General features: G+C 62.4%; 16 protein-coding genes and 1 pseudogene. 7 read left to right on the top strand and 10 right to left on the bottom strand.

Annotation, left to right across the window (positions count from 1 at the left end):
• Positions 1–117 precede the first annotated feature (117 nt).
• The 6 genes from HGO40_RS12040 to HGO40_RS12015 all read right to left on the bottom strand — a co-directional run bounded on the left by HGO40_RS12040 (position 118) and on the right by HGO40_RS12015 (position 6003).
• On the bottom strand, positions 118–1374 hold the full coding sequence (locus HGO40_RS12040; RefSeq protein ID WP_250963185.1) for an NAD(P)/FAD-dependent oxidoreductase: 1257 nt from the start codon (positions 1372–1374) through the stop codon (positions 118–120).
• A complete protein-coding gene (locus HGO40_RS12035) occupies positions 1371–1607 on the bottom strand; it encodes a 2Fe-2S iron-sulfur cluster-binding protein (protein WP_250963184.1) in 237 nt (78 codons plus the stop codon). The genes HGO40_RS12040 and HGO40_RS12035 overlap by 4 nt, the downstream gene beginning before the upstream one ends.
• 185 nt (positions 1608–1792) lie before the next feature.
• Positions 1793–2908, bottom strand: a complete 1116-nt coding sequence (locus HGO40_RS12030) for an NAD(P)/FAD-dependent oxidoreductase (protein ID WP_250963183.1) — start codon at positions 2906–2908, stop codon at positions 1793–1795.
• Entirely contained in the window at positions 2905–3837 is a 933-nt protein-coding gene (locus HGO40_RS12025) for a 4-hydroxyproline epimerase (RefSeq protein ID WP_250963182.1), read from the bottom strand. Before HGO40_RS12025 ends, HGO40_RS12030 begins: the two co-directional genes overlap by 4 nt.
• Positions 3838–3949: 112 nt before the next feature.
• Complete coding sequence (locus tag HGO40_RS12020) at positions 3950–4621, bottom strand: GntR family transcriptional regulator (RefSeq protein ID WP_250963181.1); 672 nt, start codon at positions 4619–4621, stop codon at positions 3950–3952.
• 215 nt (positions 4622–4836) lie between these two features.
• Positions 4837–6003: an MFS transporter gene (locus HGO40_RS12015; RefSeq protein ID WP_250963180.1), complete on the bottom strand. Its 1167-nt coding sequence runs from the start codon at positions 6001–6003 to the stop codon at positions 4837–4839.
• Positions 6004–6140: 137 nt separating this feature from the next.
• Between HGO40_RS12015 and HGO40_RS12010 the strand changes: the two genes are divergently transcribed.
• Together HGO40_RS12010 and HGO40_RS12005 are read left to right on the top strand one after the other, a co-directional pair.
• Entirely contained in the window at positions 6141–7658 is a 1518-nt protein-coding gene (locus HGO40_RS12010) for an aminotransferase-like domain-containing protein (protein WP_250963179.1), read from the top strand.
• A gap of 127 nt (positions 7659–7785) precedes the next feature.
• Positions 7786–9933, top strand: coding sequence for a TonB-dependent siderophore receptor (locus HGO40_RS12005; protein WP_250963178.1), 2148 nt, complete (start codon positions 7786–7788; stop codon positions 9931–9933).
• Between the two features lie 67 nt (positions 9934–10000).
• Here HGO40_RS12005 and HGO40_RS12000 read toward each other — a convergent pair whose 3' ends face one another.
• Positions 10001–10735, bottom strand: coding sequence for an SDR family NAD(P)-dependent oxidoreductase (locus HGO40_RS12000; protein ID WP_186728586.1), 735 nt, complete (start codon positions 10733–10735; stop codon positions 10001–10003).
• A gap of 437 nt (positions 10736–11172) precedes the next feature.
• On the bottom strand, positions 11173–11379 hold the full coding sequence (locus tag HGO40_RS11995; RefSeq protein ID WP_003202537.1) for a tautomerase family protein: 207 nt from the start codon (positions 11377–11379) through the stop codon (positions 11173–11175).
• 128 nt (positions 11380–11507) lie between these two features.
• Here HGO40_RS11995 and HGO40_RS11990 point away from each other — a divergent pair, with 128 nt between their 5' ends.
• A complete protein-coding gene (locus HGO40_RS11990) occupies positions 11508–12431 on the top strand; it encodes a LysR family transcriptional regulator (protein WP_250963177.1) in 924 nt (307 codons plus the stop codon).
• 185 nt (positions 12432–12616) lie between these two features.
• On the opposite strand, the gene HGO40_RS11985 is transcribed toward HGO40_RS11990, so the two are convergent.
• Positions 12617–13048, bottom strand: coding sequence for a nuclear transport factor 2 family protein (locus HGO40_RS11985; RefSeq protein WP_250963176.1), 432 nt, complete (start codon positions 13046–13048; stop codon positions 12617–12619).
• 966 nt (positions 13049–14014) lie between these two features.
• Between HGO40_RS11985 and HGO40_RS11980 the strand changes: the two are divergent.
• Positions 14015–14377 (top strand): annotated as a pseudogene (locus HGO40_RS11980) (DUF6124 family protein).
• A 101-nt stretch (positions 14378–14478) separates the two neighbouring features.
• Here the strand turns inward: HGO40_RS11980 and HGO40_RS11975 are convergent.
• Positions 14479–15375: a LysR family transcriptional regulator gene (locus tag HGO40_RS11975; RefSeq protein ID WP_250963175.1), complete on the bottom strand. Its 897-nt coding sequence runs from the start codon at positions 15373–15375 to the stop codon at positions 14479–14481.
• A gap of 107 nt (positions 15376–15482) precedes the next feature.
• On the opposite strand from HGO40_RS11975, the gene HGO40_RS11970 reads away from it, so the two are divergent.
• The 3 genes from HGO40_RS11970 (at position 15483) to HGO40_RS11960 (ending at position 19724) form a co-directional block, all read left to right on the top strand.
• Positions 15483–16853 carry an MFS transporter gene (locus tag HGO40_RS11970; RefSeq protein ID WP_250963174.1) on the top strand — a complete coding sequence of 457 codons (1371 nt, stop codon included), beginning with the start codon at positions 15483–15485 and terminating at the stop codon, positions 16851–16853.
• Positions 16850–18124 carry a glucarate dehydratase family protein gene (locus tag HGO40_RS11965; protein WP_250963173.1) on the top strand — a complete coding sequence of 425 codons (1275 nt, stop codon included), beginning with the start codon at positions 16850–16852 and terminating at the stop codon, positions 18122–18124. Before HGO40_RS11970 ends, HGO40_RS11965 begins: the two co-directional genes overlap by 4 nt.
• Positions 18125–18539: 415 nt before the next feature.
• Positions 18540–19724, top strand: a complete 1185-nt coding sequence (locus HGO40_RS11960; RefSeq protein WP_250963172.1) for a porin — start codon at positions 18540–18542, stop codon at positions 19722–19724.
• Positions 19725–19795: the final 71 nt, after the last annotated feature.

Below are 19795 nucleotides of genomic sequence, written 5' to 3'. Positions count from 1 at the left end.
CGCCTCGCCCCACGCTCTGGCCGGGCGGCGCGGGCGGGCGGGCTAACGCGGTGGTCCAGTGCCCTGGGCCGACGCATTCGCGAGCAAGCCCGCTCCCACAGAAGAGTCTGTGTGGGATCAGCTGGGTGGGGTTTCTTCCAGCTCCAGCAGGGTCTCGATCCGCGCCGGGCTGAAGGGCGGGCGTGGTGCCGGTGGTGTCCAGCCGAACAGGTGTTCCAGTGCAGCACCGCACACTCGGCCTTGGCAGGCGCCCATGCCGCAGCGGCTGGCCAGTTTCGCTTCGCGCCAGTTTTCGTGGCCGACCAGTTCGCCATAAGGCACGTCTTCACAGCGGCAAACCAGGGTGTCGTCGCGGGCCAGGGACTTGAGCCGTGGATCGAGGGCGAAGGCCGTGTTCAAGGCCCGGGCGAAACCTTGCCAACGCGCGCGGCGAGGCCATAGCTGCTGGGCGGCTGCGCTATTGCCGACGGCGGCATGGCCGGCAATGGCGCCTTCCACTAATGCCAGTTCGCTGCCGCCGAAACCGGTGCATTCCCCGGCGGCGTAATGTTCATGGCGCGTGGTCGCTTGCCAGGCGTCAACCACCAACGCCTGGCCTTCAACCGCGCAGCCCAGGGCCTGGCCCAACTGGGTATTGGGAATGAGCCCGAAGCCACAGGCGAGCCGGTCGCAGGCCAGTTCAATCGTCTGGCCTTGCTGTTGCAGACGCACGCCCTCGAGCCGTTCTCGACCGAGCGCCTCCACCACGTGGGTGTCGGTTCGGTAGTGCGAGTCGAACAAACTGAACGATTGGAAAAACTTCCCCGGCCAGCGCGGCAGTTGCCCGGCGAAACCGGCCACGGCGCCGAAGCTGGCTTGCTCGGCGATGCGCAGCACCTGTGCGCCCTGGTGTTTTGCCGTGGCGGCGCTGGCCAACAGCAAGGGGCCGCTGCCAGCGATGACCAGCCGTTCGCCGCGCACCGGCAAGCCGCCTTTGACCAGCGCCTGCAACCCGCCAGCGCCGGTCACGCCGGGCAGGGTCCAGCCGGGAAACGGCAGCAGCAACTCACGGGCGCCGGTGCAGAGGATCAAGCGTTCGTAGCGGATCTGCCAGCCTCGCTCGGTATCTTCCACCAGTAAGGTTTTATCCGCCGCGCAGGCGATTACGCGAGTGCCGGCATGGCAGCGGACGTTGGCACAGTTTCGCAGTTGATCGCGCAGGTGCCGGGCTGCGCTGGGCAGGTTGGCCTGGGGACCGTCGCGCCAGATCTGCCCGCCGGGCAGTGGGTTGTCATCCAGCAACACGATGTGCGCGCCGCTGCTGGCCGCGGCGAGGGCGGCAGCCATGCCGGCGGGGCCGGCGCCGATGATCAGCAGGTCGGTGGCTTCGTTCATGGTCGGGTCTGCACCTGCATGCCATCGAGGCACAGGGTCTGGCAGGCCAGGCGGCGCCGGCCATCGATCAGCACCCGACATTCCTGACAGATGCCCATGCCGCACAACGGCGCTCGACGCTGGCCGCTGACCGAGGTGCGACTGCAACCGTCCGCGCCCAACGCCAATGCCGCCGCGACGCTGGTGCCGTTGGCGACTGACAGCGGGCGGCCATCCAGGAACACTTCAGGCATGGGTCCAATCCTCCTTGGCTAAGCGAATGTCGTGAGCGCACCCAAAAACCGTGGCGAGGGAGCTTGCTCCCGCTGGGCTGCGCAGCAGTCCCAAAACAGGGCCGCTTCGCGCCCCAGCGGGAGCAAGCTCCCTCGCCACAGGGTTGACCCAATTCCCGGAGCAAACGGGGGAAGTATGTCGGGCTTCAGGCATGGGCCGGTTCTCCGAGGAAACGCTGCGGCAGGTAAGGTTGCGCGGCCAGTGGCGAGGTTTCGTCGAACAACTGCGCCACCAGCAGGTCGGCGGTCGCCGGCGCGGTGGTGACGCCCAGGCCTTCGTGACCGACTGCCAGCCACAGCCCCTTGCGCTGCGGATGTTGGCCCACCAGGGGCAAGCCGTCGGGGCTCGCCGCGCGAAAACCGGGCCAGGCCCGGATGCCGTTCAGATGCGCCAACCCAGGCATGTAGTCGACGGCGCGCTTGAGCATCTTCGCCAGCATCCAGCCTTCCACCTGCGGGTCGACGGTGCCGAACTGTCGCGAGGCGCCGATGAATAATTGCCCGGTCGGGCGTGGCTGGATATTGCATGCCACCGACGGCCCGCTCGCGTTGTGGGCGCTGGTGACGTAGCCCAGCTCCACCAGGGTGTGAGTGACGGTGGCGGGGTAGCGATCGGTGATCAGCAGGTGGCCCTTCTTCGGTTCGATGGGCAGTTCCGGGCACAACTCGGTGGCTTGGATACCATTGGCGAGCACCACCGCATCGGCGCTCAACCAACGCCCGTCGTCGAGGCGCACGCGAGTCCCGTCGACTTCGCTGACGTGTGCCCGCTGCTGGCGAATCCTGGGCGCGTCCAACATCCAGCGAGCGGCGGCCGGGGCGTAGAGGATGCCGTCGCCCTTGATCAGCAACCCGCCTTCCAGCCCTGGGCGCAGTTCGGGTTCGCGCTGATGCAGGGCGGCGCGGCCGATCAGCTCACAGGCTTCGCCATGGGCCAGCAGGTTCAGGTATTTGCTGTGGGCCACCGCCATTTCCTCGGCATTGGTCGCCAGCCACAAGGTGCCGTTATTGCGCCAGGCACAATCGGCGGGCAGGGCTGGCGCCAGTTCGCGCCAGCGTTGCAGGGAGTATTGGCTGAGGGCCAGTTCCGCCGGGTTGTCATCCAGCACCAACAAATGCCCCATGCCAGCCGCCGTGGCGCCGTGCCAACCGGCGTCCAGCACCAGCACGTTGACGCTACGTCGGGCCAATGCCTGGGCGCAGGCCGCACCGATAATGCCCGCACCGATGATGATCACGTCGGCGACATGGCCCTCGCTCACAGACGAATGCCCCAGGCGAACGGGTCATCCGCTTCGATGATGAGGGTGGTTTCGGCGCTGATGTAGGCGCGACCGCGAATGGTCGGCACGATGCGCTCGCCCGCCTGTTCGTAGGAGCCTTCGAACTCGCTGCCAATGACGCTGGCCTGGCGCCAGATCTGCCCGGGTTGCAGTTTTCCATCGGCGGCCAGGCACGCCAGTTTGGCGCTGGTGCCGGTGCCGCACGGGGAGCGGTCATAGGCCTTGCCCGGGCAGAGCACGAAGTTGCGGCTGTCCGCTTGCGGGTCGTCGGCGAACAGTTCGATGTGGTCGATCAGGCCGCCATCCTCACCGCGAACACCCTGCTGCTCCAAGGCTTGCTGCACGGCGTAGGTGTAGGCGGGCAACGCGGCGAGGTTATCGCCGGCGACACGCTGGCCATGCTCGGCGATCAGGAAAACCCAGTTGCCGCCCCAGGCCACGTCGCCCACCACCGGGCCGATGCCGGGCACCTCCAGGGCCAGCGCCTGGCGGTAACGGTAGGCCGGCACGTTGCGCACGCTGACCGAGCGGTCTTCGTGCAAGGTCGCCTGTACCGTGCCCACCGGGGTTTCGATGTTGTGCACGCCGGGGCCGATCCTGCCCAGGTGGGCCAGGGACGCCACCAGGCCGATGGTGCCGTGGCCGCACATGCCCAGGTAGCCGCTGTTGTTGAAAAAGATCACGCCGGCACAGGCGCTCGGGTCCACCGGCTCACAGAGCAGCGCCCCCACCAGCACATCGCTGCCCCGGGGTTCGAGCACGCAGGCGCTGCGCCAGGTGTCGAACTCCGTGGCCAGGCGTTGCTTGCGCTCGGCCATGGTGCCCTGGCCCAGGTCAGGAAAACCGTCGGTGACCAGGCGGGTCGGTTCGCCGCCCGTATGGGAATCGATCACGGTGATGCGTTTCATGGGAGGGCCACGTCCGTTCAGATGAGTGACGGTAAGCGTGGCCCGCGCCAGGGGATGACGGCTTGAGGGTTTTAACTATCGCCGATGACGAAATCGGCACAGTACCAATGTATCAATGGCTGGAAGGCAGGAACTTTAACAAGGTTTCGCAGACCCCGGCGATGTGCTCGTCCAGCAGCGCCACGGCCCGTTCGACATCACCGGCGCGGCAGGCCTTGATGATTTCCCGGTGCTCATGATCGGCACGGTCCTTACCGGCCGACAGGCTCATCTGCATGCGCAAGTACCGCTCCAGCTTGTCGTGCACCGAGCGGATCAGGTTCACCATGAAGGGCCGTTGCGCTGGCTCGTAGAGGCAGGCATGCAGTTGCCAGTTCAGTTCGGCCCAGCGCCCGACGTCGTCTTCACCGATGAACTCCTGGCAGATGCTTTCGGCGCGGGCGAAGGTGTCTTCGGTCATGTTGGGAATCGCCAGGCGCAGGACTTTGTCTTCCAGGAGCATGCGCACTTCGAACATCTGCGCCAACTCCGCCTCGGAAATGCGTGTCACCATCGCCCCGCGATTGCGCTGGAACATCACCAGGCCCTCGGCCTCGAGACGCTTGAGGGCTTCGCGCACGGGAATCTTGCTGACGTTGAACTGCCGGGCGATGTCATCCTGGCGAATCGGCTCGTCCTCGGCAAAATGCCCGGCCACGATGGCATCGCGCAGGTGGCGGGTGATGATTTCCGAGGTGGACGGGGTGTTGCCCAGGTCAGGCAGGTTGAACTTGGATAAAGTCACGGCAGCGGGTCGTTCGGCTTAGGTGGGGATATGGTATACGACTTTGCCGGACCGAGTGTCCCGGGGCGGCGTCAGCCAGCCCTGTTTGTACCGGGTATAAAGTGGACTCTGTGGCGAGGGCGCTTGCTCCCGCTGGGCTGCGCAGCAGACCCGAGATTTTGCGATTGCTGCGCAATCGAGCGGGAGCAAGCTCCCTCGCCACAAAGGTTTTATGTTTAGCCATGGGACAGGTGGGCAACATAAGCCTGCGTTCGGACGATGCGCCATCCCGTGACAACCGCCCCCGCCAACAACGCCAGGCCAAACACGATCAACGCCACGTCAGCGCCGAAAGCGTCAGCCAGCAACCCGGTCACCACCACCGGAATGCTGAACCCGACATAGGCGAACAGGAAGAACCCGGCACTGACCCGGGCCTTTTCCGCCCCAGCCATGGCCGTAATGGCCGACAGCCCGCCCAGGTACAGGAAACCGTAGCAGGCGCTGCTGGCCCCCAATGCCCCCAGCAACACGGCGAATAGTGAGCCGACGCTCGCGCCCCAGGCCAGCAGCGCGTAGCTCGCGGGCAGGATCAACAGGCCCAGGCACGTGGCCCTGGCGGGTTGCAGGCGGCGCACCCAAGGCTGGAAGAGCAAGCCGCAACTGATGACCGAGAAGGTCGACAGGCCAGACCAGCGCTGCAAATCGTGGGTCGCCAGCACGGACGGCAATAGGGCGATGACCAGGCCCGACGTCGCCCAGGCCAACAGCATTGAAAAACTGTAGGGCAGGCTGCCAGCGGGAAACAACGGCAGGCGCAGCAGCGGCGCGTCTTTGATTTTCAGCGCCGGGTCCGGGAGCCGCCAGACCACGACGATCGCCAGGGCGGCCAACGTGAGCTGCAACCAGAAGCTGCCAGGCGTGGCGCTGTGATGGACGAACAGGAACAGGCTGGTCAACGCTGCCCCCAGGCCAAAGCCCAGGGAAGTGCTGGCGGTCACCCGGTTGGCGGGTGCGCGGGTATCGCTGGTTGCCATGAGCTCGGCCATATAGGCGGTCGACGTAGCCGAAGCCAGCCCGGTGCCGACCCCCCTCATCAGGCGCGCCACGCCCGGCGCCACCAGGTTCGGCCAGAGGATGGTCACCAGCGTCGCCAGCATCGACAGCCCGAGGGCGACCAGGATCAACGGTTTGCGGCCCACCCGGTCCGCCAGCCCACCGAACGCCAGCAGCACCGGGAGCACGCCCAGCACATAACCGGAAAACGCCACCGCCGTGGCCCCGGCGCCGTAGCCGGACAACTGCGCATAGGTGGTGTACAGCGGCGCCTGCAGGTTGACCGCGAGGGTGATCAGGCAAAGACCGAAGGCCAGTCCCCAGGAATGTCGATGCGATGGGTTCAAAGGTGTTCCTTAAAGGGTGTGCATGAAGTCCCGGGGACTATCACTGCCGGGCACAACGCAAACAAGGAACAGCCGCCAGCCATTTGTGTTTAACTGTTTTCCGGAAAATCGAGAACACTTGACCAAGAGTGCCCACCGTGGACCTGAAGATTGATCGCAACGTTGCCGAGCCGGTGATCCGCCAGCTCGTGACGCACCTCACGGGTTGGATCGACGCCCATGGCATTCGCCCCGGCGCACGAATGCCGTCGATTCGCCAACTGGCTCGGGAAAATAGCCTGAGCCTGTCGAGCGTGATCAAGGCCTATGATCAACTGGTGGCCAGCGGGGTGCTGGAGTCTCGGCATGGCGCGGGCTTTTTTGTCGCGCAACAGTTGGCCCGGCCGGTGCAACCGCCACCTGATACGGATAACCCGTCGTGGCAGTTGTTCGACAATGAATCGACCCAGCTCAAGCTCGGTTGCGGTTGGCTGCCTGACGCCTGGCGCGACGACGCCGACCTGGGCCAGGCGATCCGCCAAGTGGTGCGCAGCGACAACCACGCATTGTTCAACTACAGCACCCCGTTGGGTTCGCCTCATCTGCGCCTGCACCTGCAAAAACGCCTGGGTCTGATCGACATCCACGTCGACCCGACACAGATCATCACCACCCAAGGCGCCAGCCAGGGCCTCGACCTGCTGGTGCGAACCCTGCTCAAGCCCGGTGACCTGGTGCTGGTGGAAAGCCCCGGCTACTACAACCTGTTCAATTTGCTGAAATTGCACGGAGTGAAGACCGTGGCCGTGCCGAGAACCGCCCAAGGCCCGGACATCGCCCGCCTGGAAGAGCTACTCGGCGAGCACAAACCTTCGTACTTCTTCATCAACAGCATGTACCAGAACCCCACCGGCACCAGCCTGGCGCCGAGCGTGGCCTACCGCTTGCTGCAACTGGCGACGGCCCATGACTTTCGCCTCATCGAGGACGACATCTACGCCGACTTCCAGAATGGCCCGACGTCGCGCCTGTCTTCCCTGGACGCACTGGAGCGGGTGATCTACCTGGCGAGCTTTTCCAAGACGCTGTCCAGCTCGCTGCGCATCGGTTACGTGGTGGCCCAGCCCGACATCATCCAGCGCCTGGCCGAGGTCAAGATGGTGACCGGTATCGGTTGTTCATTGCTGGCGGAAAACGTAGTGGCGACGTTGCTGGCCAACGGTGCCTACCGCAAGCTGATCCAGCGCTTGCGCCAGCGCCTGAACAAGCAGATGGCAAGTACGCTGCGCCAACTGGACCCGGCCCACTGGGAGATCTTTGCCGAGCCGATGGGGGGCCTGTTCATCTGGGCCAGGCCGCGCTGCCTGGCGGCGCAGCGGGTGCAGCAGATCGCCCGGGAGCTGCAGATCCAACTGTCCCAAGGCTCGACGTTCCTGCCGCAAGGGGAGGTGTGTGATTGGCTGCGGTTGAATGTGGCTTATACCCAGGATGTACGTGCGCAGAGGTTTTTCCAGCGTGTCGAGGAGGAGTCGATTGCGGTGGGGCAGGAGGGTTTGGGCAGATTGATCCGGCGCCATCGCGAGCAAGCTCGCTCCCACAGTGGATTTTCGGTGACACGGAGCTCATGTGCACCACAACCCCCTGTGGGAGCGAGCTTGCTCGCGATGACGGACTGACCGGTCACAAAAAACATGGGTGTTAATGGGAATAGATATCAAACAACAATGAGTTACTGTATCTTTCGCGACACATTCTTGTCAGCCTCCCGATGTGGAGGCTTTTTTCCATTAGGATTGTGCATCGATGCGTCGGATTCTCGTTTCACTGTGTGTGCTCCAAGCTTATTCCATTCCCACCTGGGCCGAAGAGCCGATCCCTGCCAAGCCGGCCTCCCTGGAGTTGCAAGCCACCGATATCGTCGGCAATCCAGACTATGAAACGGCGCAGGGCCCGGTGAAGGGCTATCACGCCACTCGTTCGGCCAGTGCGACCCGTACCGACACGGCGATCCATGAAACCCCGCAATCCATTTCCGTCGTTTCCCGCGATGTCGTTGAAGACCTCAGTGCCACGCGCCTGCAAGACGCCCTCGATTACGCCGGCGGCGTAGGCCGGGCGAACAACTTCGGCGGCCAGGGCCTGACCACCTTCACCGTCCGCGGTTTCACCACCGGCGAGTTCTACCGCAACGGTTTCCCGATCAACCGTGGCTACCCGAACATGCCGGACGCCAACACCATCGAACGCCTGGAAGTCCTGCGTGGCCCGGCTACCATGCTCTATGGCCGTGGCGACCCGGGCGGTACCTTCAACGTGGTGTCCAAGCAGCCGTTGGCCGAGCGCACGGTGACCCTGGGCAGCCAGGTCAGCGACCAGGGGATGCGTCGCGGCACGCTCGATGCGTCCGGTCCGTTGGACGAAGAAGGGCGCCTGGCTTATCGCTTGAACGTGGTGGGTGAGGGCGGCGATACGTTCCGCGACCACGTCGAGACCGAGCGTTACGGCATCGCGCCGGTGGTGAGCTGGCAGGTCAACGACACCACGCGCTTGACCTTCGAAGGCGATTTCATGCGCAACAATGCGCCGCTGGACCGTGGCCTGACCCATTACGCCGGCCAACGTGGCACCGCGTCGCGGGATACGTTCTTCGGCGAGAAAGACGTGGGCAAGCTGCACAACGACAACAACATGCTGCAGGTGCGTTTCGAGCACATGCTCAACGACGATTGGACCCTGGCCGGCGGCACCCAGTGGCTCGACGGCACCTTGCAGGGCAACGCGGTGGAAGGCAACGGCATCGGTCCAGATGGGCGCACTCTGGGTCGTAACTTCAACTACCGCAAGCTGGAATGGACCGACCGGGACACCCAACTCAACCTTACTGGGCATTTTTCTACTGGCGGGTTCGAGCATACGTTGCTGACGGGGATCGAGTATGAAGACTACGATTACCAGTCGATCATCCGGCGTTCCGCTGGCGGCACAGGTGCCTACCCGATCGATATCTTCGATCCGGTGCATGGCCAGCCACGCCCGGCATTGACGCGCACGCCTACCAATGACCAGGAAAATCTCAAGACGTTTGGTATGTTCGTCCAGGATCAGGTGGCGTTGACTGAGCGTTTGAAGGTGTTGGCAGGGGCGCGTTTCGAGCATTTCGAGCATGAGTACGAATCCTTCGTCCCTCAGGCTCGGCCCGGTAGCCGTAACTGGGACAAGACTGAAAATGCCGTCACTCCACGCCTGGGGGTGATCTACGATCTGACCGATACCGTGGCTGTCTATGCCAATACCGCCCGCTCGTTCAAACCCAACACCGGAGCGAGTCGCCAGGGGCAGGGTGAGGGATTCAAGCCGGAAGAGGGCAAGTCCTACGAAATGGGTGTCAAGTGGGAAGCCCTGGATCGTCAGTTGAGCGTCGACGCGGCGATCTACCAGATTGAAAAGCGCAATGTGCTCACGCCCGACCCGTTGGATCCCACCTTCAACGTGGCCGCCGGGGAAGTGCGCAGCCGTGGCTTTGACCTGAACGTGGCGGGCAACCTGACGCCGGAATGGCGCGTGATCGGCGGTTATGCGTATGTGGATGCCGAAGTGACCAAGGACATCAATATCCCGTCCGGCACCCGCTTGCTCAACGTGCCCAAGAACTCCTTCAGCCTGTTGAACGTCTACGAGTTCCAGGACGGCGGCCTCAAGGGCCTCGGCCTGGGCCTGGGCGCCAAGTACGTCGATGAGCGGGCCGGCAATACGGCGGCCAGCACCTTTACCATGGACAACTACACCGTCGTCGACCTGCTCGGCTACTACAAGGTCAATGAGCGGATCCGCCTCAACCTGGACCTGAAGAACCTGTTTGACGCCGACTACGAAGAAGGTGCATTCGGTGGCGTCTACGCCTATCCAGGCGCACCGCGAACCGTGCAGGCTGGTATCTCCTACACGCTCTGAATCCGTTGCGTCACGAAAACCCCGAAGGCCTGGCCTCCGGGGTTTTTGTTTTTTGCCACTTGCCTATTTACCACTTGCCTGTGCTCATCCCGCCGTCCACCGGCAGTATCGCGCCGGTCGTGAAATCAGCACCCGCCAGGTACAACACGGCCTCGGCAATTTCCTCGATGGTGCCCACACGACCGGCCGGGGCCAGGTGGTTGAGGAAGTCGCGGTGCGCCGGGTCGTGCATCGGCGTGTCAATAATGCCAGGAGCAACCGCGTTGACCTTGATGTTGTGGGGCGACAGTTCCAGGGCCAGGGCGCGGGTCATCTGGTTGACACCGCCCTTGATCAGCACCGGCAGCGCGGCCGGCACCTGGATGTTCGGTTGCAGGGCCACGGCAGCTGAGATGTTGATGATGAAGCCTTGCTGGCGCCCGATCATGTGCGCGGCAGCGGCCTGGCTGGCAAAGACGAGCCCCTTGAGGTTGGTGTCCAGCAGCGCGTCCAGGTCCTGGGGGCTGTATTCGACGAAGGGTTTAGGCAGGAAGAACCCGGCATTGTTCACCAACCCGTCAACGGCGCCGAACGCCTCGACGGCTTGGCTAATGAGGGCGGTTGAGGTGGCCGGGTCGGAGATGTCGCCAGCCACGCCGAGGAAACCGGCCGGGTGACCAAGCTCGGCGGCGGCGGCGTCCAGGCCGGACGGGGAGCGGGCGTTGCCCACCACGTTGTAGCCTCGAGCGAGGAATGCCTTGACCAAGCCCAGGCCGATACCGCTGGAAGCGCCGGTGATGATGACGGTTTTGTTGAGGCTCATGATTGACTCCTGATCACATTGAGTTGAACCGGTGCGCCTGTGTTGGCGGTGGTTGAGCTCAGGGTATTGATGCGCCAGGGTTTGATAAATAAGGCTTCCGGTACTTGAGTTGATACGTCATGTAATCAATTTCGAACACCCATAAATCCCTGTGGGAGCGGGCTTGCTCGCGAAGGCGGTGTGTCAGCTACAGAGTTCTGACTGAAACTCTGTCTTCGCGAGCAAGCCCGCTCCCACAATGTTCCCGGCTGATCGCAAAATCCGCGTTCGCCAGCAATCCCTTGTGGGAGCGAGCCTGCTCGCGATAGCGTCAGGCCAGTCAGTACTGATATTGACTGACACACCGCTATCGCGAGCAGGCTCGCTCCCACAGGGTCGGCGGGTTGGCAGGCAGAAAAAAGCCCGGTCAGTTGGACCGGGCTCGGGAGGGGCAAGCCTTATTCCTTCGGAAGACTTCGATACTGCGTCGTCGTCATCCCCGCATATCCCCAATTATCCGTGTCGACTTCTTCGATCACGATATGGGTCAAATGCGGGTCCTTGCCCAGCACGCGCTGGAGGGTTTCGGTGATTTCGGAAATCACCTGGGCTTTCTGTTCACGGGTAACGCCGTCTCGGGTAATTCGCACATTGACGAAAGGCATGGTGCACTCCAACTGATGGGAAATGGACGCAGGCCAACGCCCGCGTGTTGCAAGGCCACTGTATTTATACGCCACGTACTGATAAACAGGCATTTGGAAACTTCAGTTGATACGCGGTGTAACGAATCATGAAGCGTCATTTCGAAGACCTGCAGTTGGGCAGCATAGAACTGTTCTGCCTCGCGGCAGAGGCGGGCAGTTTCACCGCGGCGGCGCAGTTGGCAGGCGTTACGCCTGCGGCAGTGAGCCGCTCGATCTTTCGCTTGGAAGAGCGCCTGGGCTCTCGGCTTTTCGTGCGCACCACCCGCAGCATCCGACTGACCGAAGCCGGCAGGATCTATTTCGAGCAATGCCGGCAAGCGCTGACGCAACTGGTCGAGGCGCAACAGGAAATGATGGGCGCGCAATCGGTGCCGTCCGGGCAACTGCGCATCAGCCTGCCCACCACTTACGGCCACTATCGCATCCTGCCCTTGCTCCCGGCTTTTCGGGCGCTGTACCCGCAAGTGACGGTGGACCTGCACCTGAGCAATCGAAACATCGATTTCGTTGCCGAAGGGTATGACCTTGCCATCCGGGTGCGGGCCCAACCCGATTCGTCGATGATCGCCCGGCTGCTGGAAGACGCGAAGCTGGTGGTGGTCGCCTCCCCGGAGTATCTGCGCAAGGCCGGCACGCCGCAGGTGCTTGAAGACCTGGATGATCACGAGTGCATCCAGTTCGAACTGCCCAGCAGCGGGCGACGGATTTCCTGGCTGTTCGATGTCGAGGGCAAGGAGAAGGAAGTGTTCGGGCAGGGCGGGTATTGCTGCTCGGATGATGTACTGGGCGGGGGGACGTTGGCCAAGCATGGCGCAGGATTGTTCCAGACCTACAAATTCATCGTGGAACAGGAGCTGGCCAACGGGCAGTTGCTGGAGGTGCTAGCGCCGTACGCGGGACGTTCGCGTCCGTTCACGTTGCTGTATCCCCATGGGCGGTACGTACCGCAGCGGGTGCGTGCTTTTGTGGATTTTCTGCTGCAGTACCGGGAGCAGTGGGCCGCGACTTGAGGGAATACAACCGGCGAGGGCAGCAATCCGTGGCGAGGGAGCTTGCTCCCGCTTGAGTGCGAAGCGCTCACAGAAAGGGCCGCTACGCAGCCCAGCGGGAGCAAGCTCCCTCGCCACAGGAATCACAGCAGCCTCAAGTGAACAGAATTCCGCTTGCCACAGAGGTCTTCCCGGTCAACCCGCTATCAGAACCGAAACGCCTGACGCCCGATCAGCAGCCACTTGCCATTCTTCTGCTTCTGCCAGATCTGGAAGTTCTCGATCTCCGTCGGCACCACTTCAGTGCCCTTGAGCGCCTGGGCCGAGAAGTGATTGCGCACCAGCGCCACATCACCGGACAGAGTAATTTTCTGGTTCTTCATTTCCAGGGTCTTGAACGCACTCTTGCCCGTTTCGATGTCGGCGATGAAGGCTTTCTTGTCCTGGATGTTGCCGCTGGAATGACCATAGGTCAGGTTCTCGGCGGCCAGTGCCTGGAGCTGGGGGATGTCTTTGTGCAGCATGGCTTGGGTCAAATGATCGACCGCCTGGGCCACCTCCTGCTCGGGCGATGTAGCGGCCGTAGCGTAGCCGCCGAACAGGCACAAGAAGCCGATGACCAATGTCGCTTTTTTCATGGGGATTTCCTTGTTGTTGTAGGTATCAGGAACGCGAGCGAAGCATGCTCGTCGGTCATCGTACAACCTGAAGTGAGGCGTTGGCAAACCAGCCGGGCGCATGGCTCAAGAGCGCTGATAATGTGGCGAGGGAGCTTGCTCCCGCTGGGCTGCGCAGCAGCCCGAAAAACCTGCTCCCCATAAACCTGGCACACCTCGGTGTCAGTACCAGGGGCTGCTTCGCAGCCCAGCGGGAGCAAGCTCCCTCGCCACGGGTTTCACAGGCCACAGTTCGATCGTTCCCACGCTCCAGCGTGGGAATGTCGCCAGGGAGGCTCGGCGTTCCGCTTCTGGAAGGTGACGCAGAGCGTGGGAACGATCAAACGATCAAAGTCCAATCGGTCTATGAGGAACCGCAGGTCAATATCGGGCAAGGTGCCATTTGATAACGCAACAAGTTGTAGCCGGCCAACTGTAGGAACATTCCCCAAAGCATCCGCCAACGTATTATCTACGGCATGAGCTCGTTTAATATCGATGACCCCGGAGCCTCCCATAAGACACTGTATTTACACCAATACAGCCCCAATAAATAACGAAGAAAAAATCGACCCGTTTAATTGTCGTAAACATATCCAGCGCGACACGTTTAAATACACTCCACATTACGCCTGAAAGGCTACGAGACCTTGCGTCCTTACTTACGCATGCGTCAGAATCCGCTGGCTTGTGCGCTTTGCCCCTGGCCTCTATCGTTTACCTGCCACTGCCCATCAGTGGTCGGGTTTAGTAGCCCATCAGGTTTGGTGAAGTGCTTGAGCACTGTTCAGTCAGGTCATTTATATGCCTGAACTAAATGGTGGTTGTGCGCAGGGCGTCCTCGGGCGCGCCGGGTTTTGCCAATCCTGCCGGTCTACTAACCTGCGTACAGCCGCCACCCTTCTTTTAGTAGAGAACGGTTGCAGCTCCAATATAGGATTGTCAATTATGTTCAAAGTAACTCCCAACCCCCCGGATATCGACTCGGTACTCTACGGCGACTCTCTCGACCCTGAAAAATTGAAAGAGGCGGCAGACCGCGCGCTCAAGCACTACCTGAACCCCGGGGCAACGAAAACGCAGATACAGCCCCGCAAGCCCAGCACGATCTTCACCATCGACGCAGCGGTGGATGACGAAACGTTACTCGTTGAGGCGTGCGAATCCTTGGCATCCGCCAGCGTGATGGTCAGCGACCTCACCGATTAGACGGACGGCCCAAGACGCCAAACGATGCTGGTGCTGCAACGGGTCATCAAGTTGGGTGAGTTAGCGGGCAATCGAGTACTGGATAACCACAAGCCTGGGTAGTCACCAGGTAGTGTTGTGGGGGCGCTGCAAGCGCCCTCACAACCTAAGTCCACGACGCTCGGTCAGCCACTGCCAACCCCATGGGCCTTGTTGCTCCGCCTTCAAAACCCTTCCCGAACCGCCCCCCGCATCCCTTCCAGCAACATGGTAAACGCCGGGTTGTCGTTATCCTCCCGCCACACCAGGTGCAACTCGCTCTGCACCCCTTCGCCCAAATCGATCTCGCGAAACACCACGTGCTTGAACACCACGCTGCTGGCGCAACGCGGCACCAGGGCCAGGCCCATGCCGGCGTTGACCAGGGCCAGGATCGTCAGCGACGACCCCAGCCATTGCACGAATTGCGGTGCGACCCGGGCCGAGCGCAGCATGCCGGTGAGCAGTTCGTTGAAGGGCGGGTAGGCGGCGTGGGAGTACATCAGGAACGGTTGTCCGTCCAGGACCTGGACGCTGACGGTTTCAGCGCTGGCCAGCGGATGACCGGCGGGCACCGCCAGCACGAAGGGTTCGCGCACCAGGCATTCGGTGGCGTAGCCGGTTTCCAGCAGCGGCGAGCGGACGATGCCCAGGTCGATGCGCCGGGCGCGCAGGGCTTCGTGCTGTTGGTAGGTGTTCATTTCCGCCAGGACGATTTTGACCTGGGGCTGTTTCAGCCGGGCCTCGGCAATCACCTTGGGCAAGAACTCGTACACCGCGCTGCCGACGAAGCTGATGGTGACCGAGCCGATGTCACCCTTGGCAAAACGTTTGGCGGCCTCGGCGGCCTGTTGCGCCTGTTCCAACAGGTTCTGCGCTTCGATGAAAAACGCCCGGCCGGCGGCGGTGAGCGCCACGCTACGGGTGCTGCGGGTGAACAGTTCGACGCCCAGGTGATGCTCCAGCAATTGGATCTGCCGGCTCAGCGGTGGCTGGGTCATGTTCAGGCGTTCGGCGGCGCGACGGAAGTTGAGTTCGGTCGCCACGGTGGTAAAGCAGCGCAACTGGGCCAGTTCAAACATTGATTCAATCCAGGTATCAATCAAGTGCCAAGTTAGATTAGACGGGAACAATCCGCCGCGTCCATCATCGTCCCGTTCCCCACAAAAACAACGATCGGGAGGCACCCTTGAATAACGTAACGGACTCCACCCATGACAACACCCTGGCGCTCGCGGCGGCCAAGGTCAAACGTCATGTGCTGCCGTTGGTGGTGGTGATGTTCATCGTCAACTACATCGACCGGGTCAACATCGGCTTCGTGCGCAGCCACCTGGAAACCGACCTGGGTATTGGCGCCGCGGCCTACGGGCTCGGTGCGGGGCTGTTCTTCATCGGCTACGCGCTGTTCGAAGTTCCGTCCAATATGCTCTTGCAACGCTACGGCGCACGCGCCTGGCTGACGCGCATCATGTTCACCTGGGGCGCGGCGGCCATGGCCATGGCCTTTGTGCGCGGCGAGACCAGTTTTTATGTGCTGCGCTTCATCCTCGGCGCGGCGGAGGCAGGGTTCTTTCCCGGCATCATCTATTACTTCACCCAATGGCTGCCCGCCAACGAGCGCGGCAAGGCGATGGCGATCTTCCTCAGCGGCTCGGCCATCGCCTCGGTGATTTCCGGCCCGGTCTCCGGCGCCTTGCTGCACATCAGCGGGATGGGCCTGCATGGCTGGCAGTGGATGTTCCTGATCGAAGGTTTTGCCTCCATCGTGCTGTGCGGGTTCGTCTGGTTCTGGCTGCAATCGCACCCCAGCCAGGCCAAATGGCTGACGTCTGAAGAGAAAACCGTCTTGATCGCCGCCATCGCCGAAGAGCAGCGAGCGAGGGAAGCCGCGCAAGTGATTAAGCCGTCGATGTTCAAGTTGCTGGCCGACCGACAGATCGCGCTGTTCTGCTTCATCTACTTTTCCATCGCCCTGACCATCTACGGCGCCACGTTCTGGCTACCGAGCATGATCAAGAAAATGGGCAACCTGGGGGACTTCCAGGTCGGTTTGCTCAATTCCATTCCGTGGATCATTTCCATCGTCGCGATGTACGGTTTTGCCGCCCTGGCCGGCAAGTGGAAATTCCAGCAGGCCTGGGTCGCGGTGACGCTGGTGATCGCCGCGTTCGGCATGTTCATGTCCACCACCGGCGGGCCGATCTTTGCCTTCGTGGCGATCTGTTTCGCGGCCATCGGTTTCAAGGCGGCCTCGGCGCTGTTCTGGCCGATTCCCCAGGGCTACCTGGATGCGCGCATCGCGGCGGCGGTGATCGCCCTGATCAATTCCATCGGCAATCTTGGCGGCTTCGTGGCACCGACGGCCTTCGGTTTCCTGGAGCAGACCACCGGGTCCATCGAGGGCGGACTGTATGGGCTGGCGATCACTTCCCTGGTGGCCGCCGTGGTGATTTTCTTCGCCCGTACCAAGCCGGGCCGCGATAAGCCGAATTCACTGTCCGGCCGACCGGAAAAAAACCAAGCCTTGAACCCTGGCCCATCGGGAGCCGCTGTATGAAGATCAAACGCGTCACCGTCACCCCCATCGCTTTTCGCGACCCACCCTTGCTCAACGCCAGCGGTATCCATGAACCGTTCGCGCTGCGCTCGATCATCGAGATCGAGAGCGACAACGGTTACATCGGCCTGGGGGAGAGCTACGGCGATGCCCCGGCCCTGGCGATCCAGCAGCAATTGCAGAGCCAGTTGATCGGCCTGGACCCGTTCAACCTCAACCAGTTGCGGGCCATCGTCCAGGCGACCGTCGCTGCGCAGAAACCGGCCAGCGTCAGCGGTGCCGAACTGGCGCCGGGTTCCCATGCGAGCAAGGCGGTGAGCAATGCCTATTCGGCGTTCGAAGTGGCGTGCCTGGATTTGCAGGCCCATTACCTGAACGTGCCGTTGGTGGACCTGCTGGGCGGCGCGATCCGCGACGAGATTCCGTTCAGCGCCTACCTGTTTTTCAAGTACGCCGAGCACATCGATTCGCCGTACCCGGCCGACAATTGGGGCGAGGCGCTCAACGAAGAGCAGATCGTCGCCCAGGCCCGGCGGATGATCCAGGACTATGGCTTCAAGAGCATCAAGCTCAAGGCTGGCGCCCTCGATCCGGAGCATGAAGTCGCCTGCATCAAGGCGCTGAAACAGGCGTTTCCCGGCTACCCGTTGCGCATCGACCCCAATGGCAACTGGTCCCTGGAGACCTCGATTCGCATGGCCGAGCTGCTGGGGGATGACTTGCAGTATTACGAAGACCCGACGCCCGGGCTGGAAGGCATGGCCGAGCTGCACAAGCGCACGGGGCTGCCGCTGGCGACCAATATGGTGGTCACTGATTTCGATGAGTTCCGCCGCAGCGTGGCCCTGGACAGCGTGCAGATCGTATTGGCCGACCACCATTACTGGGGCGGCCTGCGGGACACCCAGGTGTTGGCGAAAATGTGCAGTACTTTCGGCCTGGGCGTGTCGATGCATTCCAACTCGCACTTGGGCATCAGCCTCATGGCCATGGCCCATGTCGCGGCTGCGGTGCCTAACCTCGACTATGCCTGCGACACCCATTACCCGTGGCAGGAGCCGGATGAAGAAGTGATCAAGGGCGGCAAGCTGCCGATTGTCGACGGCTGCGTGAAGATCACCCGGGCGCCTGGGCTTGGCTTGGAGCTGGACCGGGATCAACTGGGCAAGCTGCATGAACAGTTCCTCAGTTGCGGCATTCGCCAGCGCGACGATGTGCGGCAGATGCAGCGTTACCGGCCGGATTGGAAGACCGTCAAGCCGCGGTTCTGAGCCGAAGGCGAGGGGCCTGCTGCGCAGGCCAGCGGGAGCAAGCTCCCTCGCCACAAAAGCAACACGGTGCAAACCCTGTAGGAGCAAGTTTCTTCATCACAAAAGCTGGATCTGACTTCAATTTTGAGTGTGGGGTGCGACCCCTGTGGCGAGGGAGCTTGCTCCCGCTGGGCTGCGCAGCAGCCCCAAACCAGCCAACTCACTATGACTGCCCAATGGGTTGGTCCTCCCAAGCCACCTTGCGGCCCACACCCAAAGTACCGCACCCGCCAGCCTCGCCGTCTTACACCCAAACTGCCGCGCCGGGCCGGCGCTGCCAAAGCATCCGCCAATCGCTCCCAAGGCAGCGTATGACGTGCCCTGGCGCCTTTCGATAATCGCCTCCGACATCCCGTCCCCTGTTGCGGAGCGCGCCATGCACAACAATAAAAATACCTGCCTGCGTTTTTTGCCTGCGGTCATCGCCGGTCTTTCCAGCCTGGGCCTGACGCCTTGGGCCCACGCTGAAATCATGCTGTACGACAAGGACCAGACCACCTTTTCCACCGACGGCTACATCAACGCCTTCTACGTCAACAGCGACGTGGACCGCGCCGGTGAGCAGTACGACCGTCGGCAGGCGCGGGTCAAGATGGGCTTTTTGCCCAACTACCTGGGGTTCAACATGGGCAAGCAGGTCGATGACCTCAAGCTCGGCGCCCGGGCCTCGTTCTGGGTGACCATCAACGACAGCGAAACCAACGGCACCGTCACCGCCATCGACGTGCGCCAGTTCTACGGCACCGTGGCCAATCCGGAGTGGGGCGAGGTGCTGGTCGGCAAGGACTTCGGCCTGTTTGCCCGCTCCAACATCCTGCTGGACGAGCTGCTCGCCGGTTATGGCCAGGTCAGCGATACCCTGGGGCTGGTGGACGGCGGTGGCGTCTCGTTCGGCAACATCGGCAGCGGCTATCCGTACCCGTTCCCGACCTCGCAGCTCACCTACCGCACGCCAGTGATGGAGGGCTTGCGCGTGGCGGTGGGGATCATGGACCCGGTGGACACCAACGACAACAGCGCCACCGGCAAGGCCTACCAGGAAAACCCGCGTACCGAGAGCGAGATCACCTACCAGTTCGACCTGGGCGGGGCGAAGATCTACAGCTGGCTCAACGGCAGCTACCAGACTTCGGACAACACCGATTCCACGGTCGAATCGGTGACTTCCAAAGGCCTGGGCTACGGGGTGCAGGCCAAGATGGGCGGGCTGTCGCTCACCGGTTCGGGGTTCCAGGCCAAGGGCATCAATCCGTTTTTCACCAACAACGCCGGTGAAGCGACCCTGCGCAATGTCGACAGCAAAGGCTATCTGTTACAGGGCTCGTACAAGCTGGGCAAGAACCGCTTGGCGCTGTCCTACGGCAAGACCGATGACGACGGCAACGGCGTGGTGGGCAGTGGTGCCGATTACGAAACCCGTGGCATTGCGCTGTTCCATGACATCAACGACAACCTCAAGCTCGTGGCCGAGTACAACCAGTTCGAAATCAATGGCCACGATACGAGCGCCCAGAACGAAGATACCGATACTTTTGCGGTGGGGGCGGTGCTTACCTGGTAAGGGTGAAACGTGGTGTGTCAGGCCTACTTTGGGGCCGCTTCGCAGCCCAGCGGGAGCAAGCTCCCTCGCCA

Source organism: Pseudomonas sp. CG7 (genome assembly GCF_023701885.1).
Classification (GTDB): Bacteria; Pseudomonadota; Gammaproteobacteria; order Pseudomonadales; family Pseudomonadaceae; genus Aquipseudomonas; species Aquipseudomonas zanjanensis.
The sequence above is the reverse complement of the archived record's forward strand: the minus strand, read 5'-3'. Positions and strand labels throughout refer to the sequence as shown.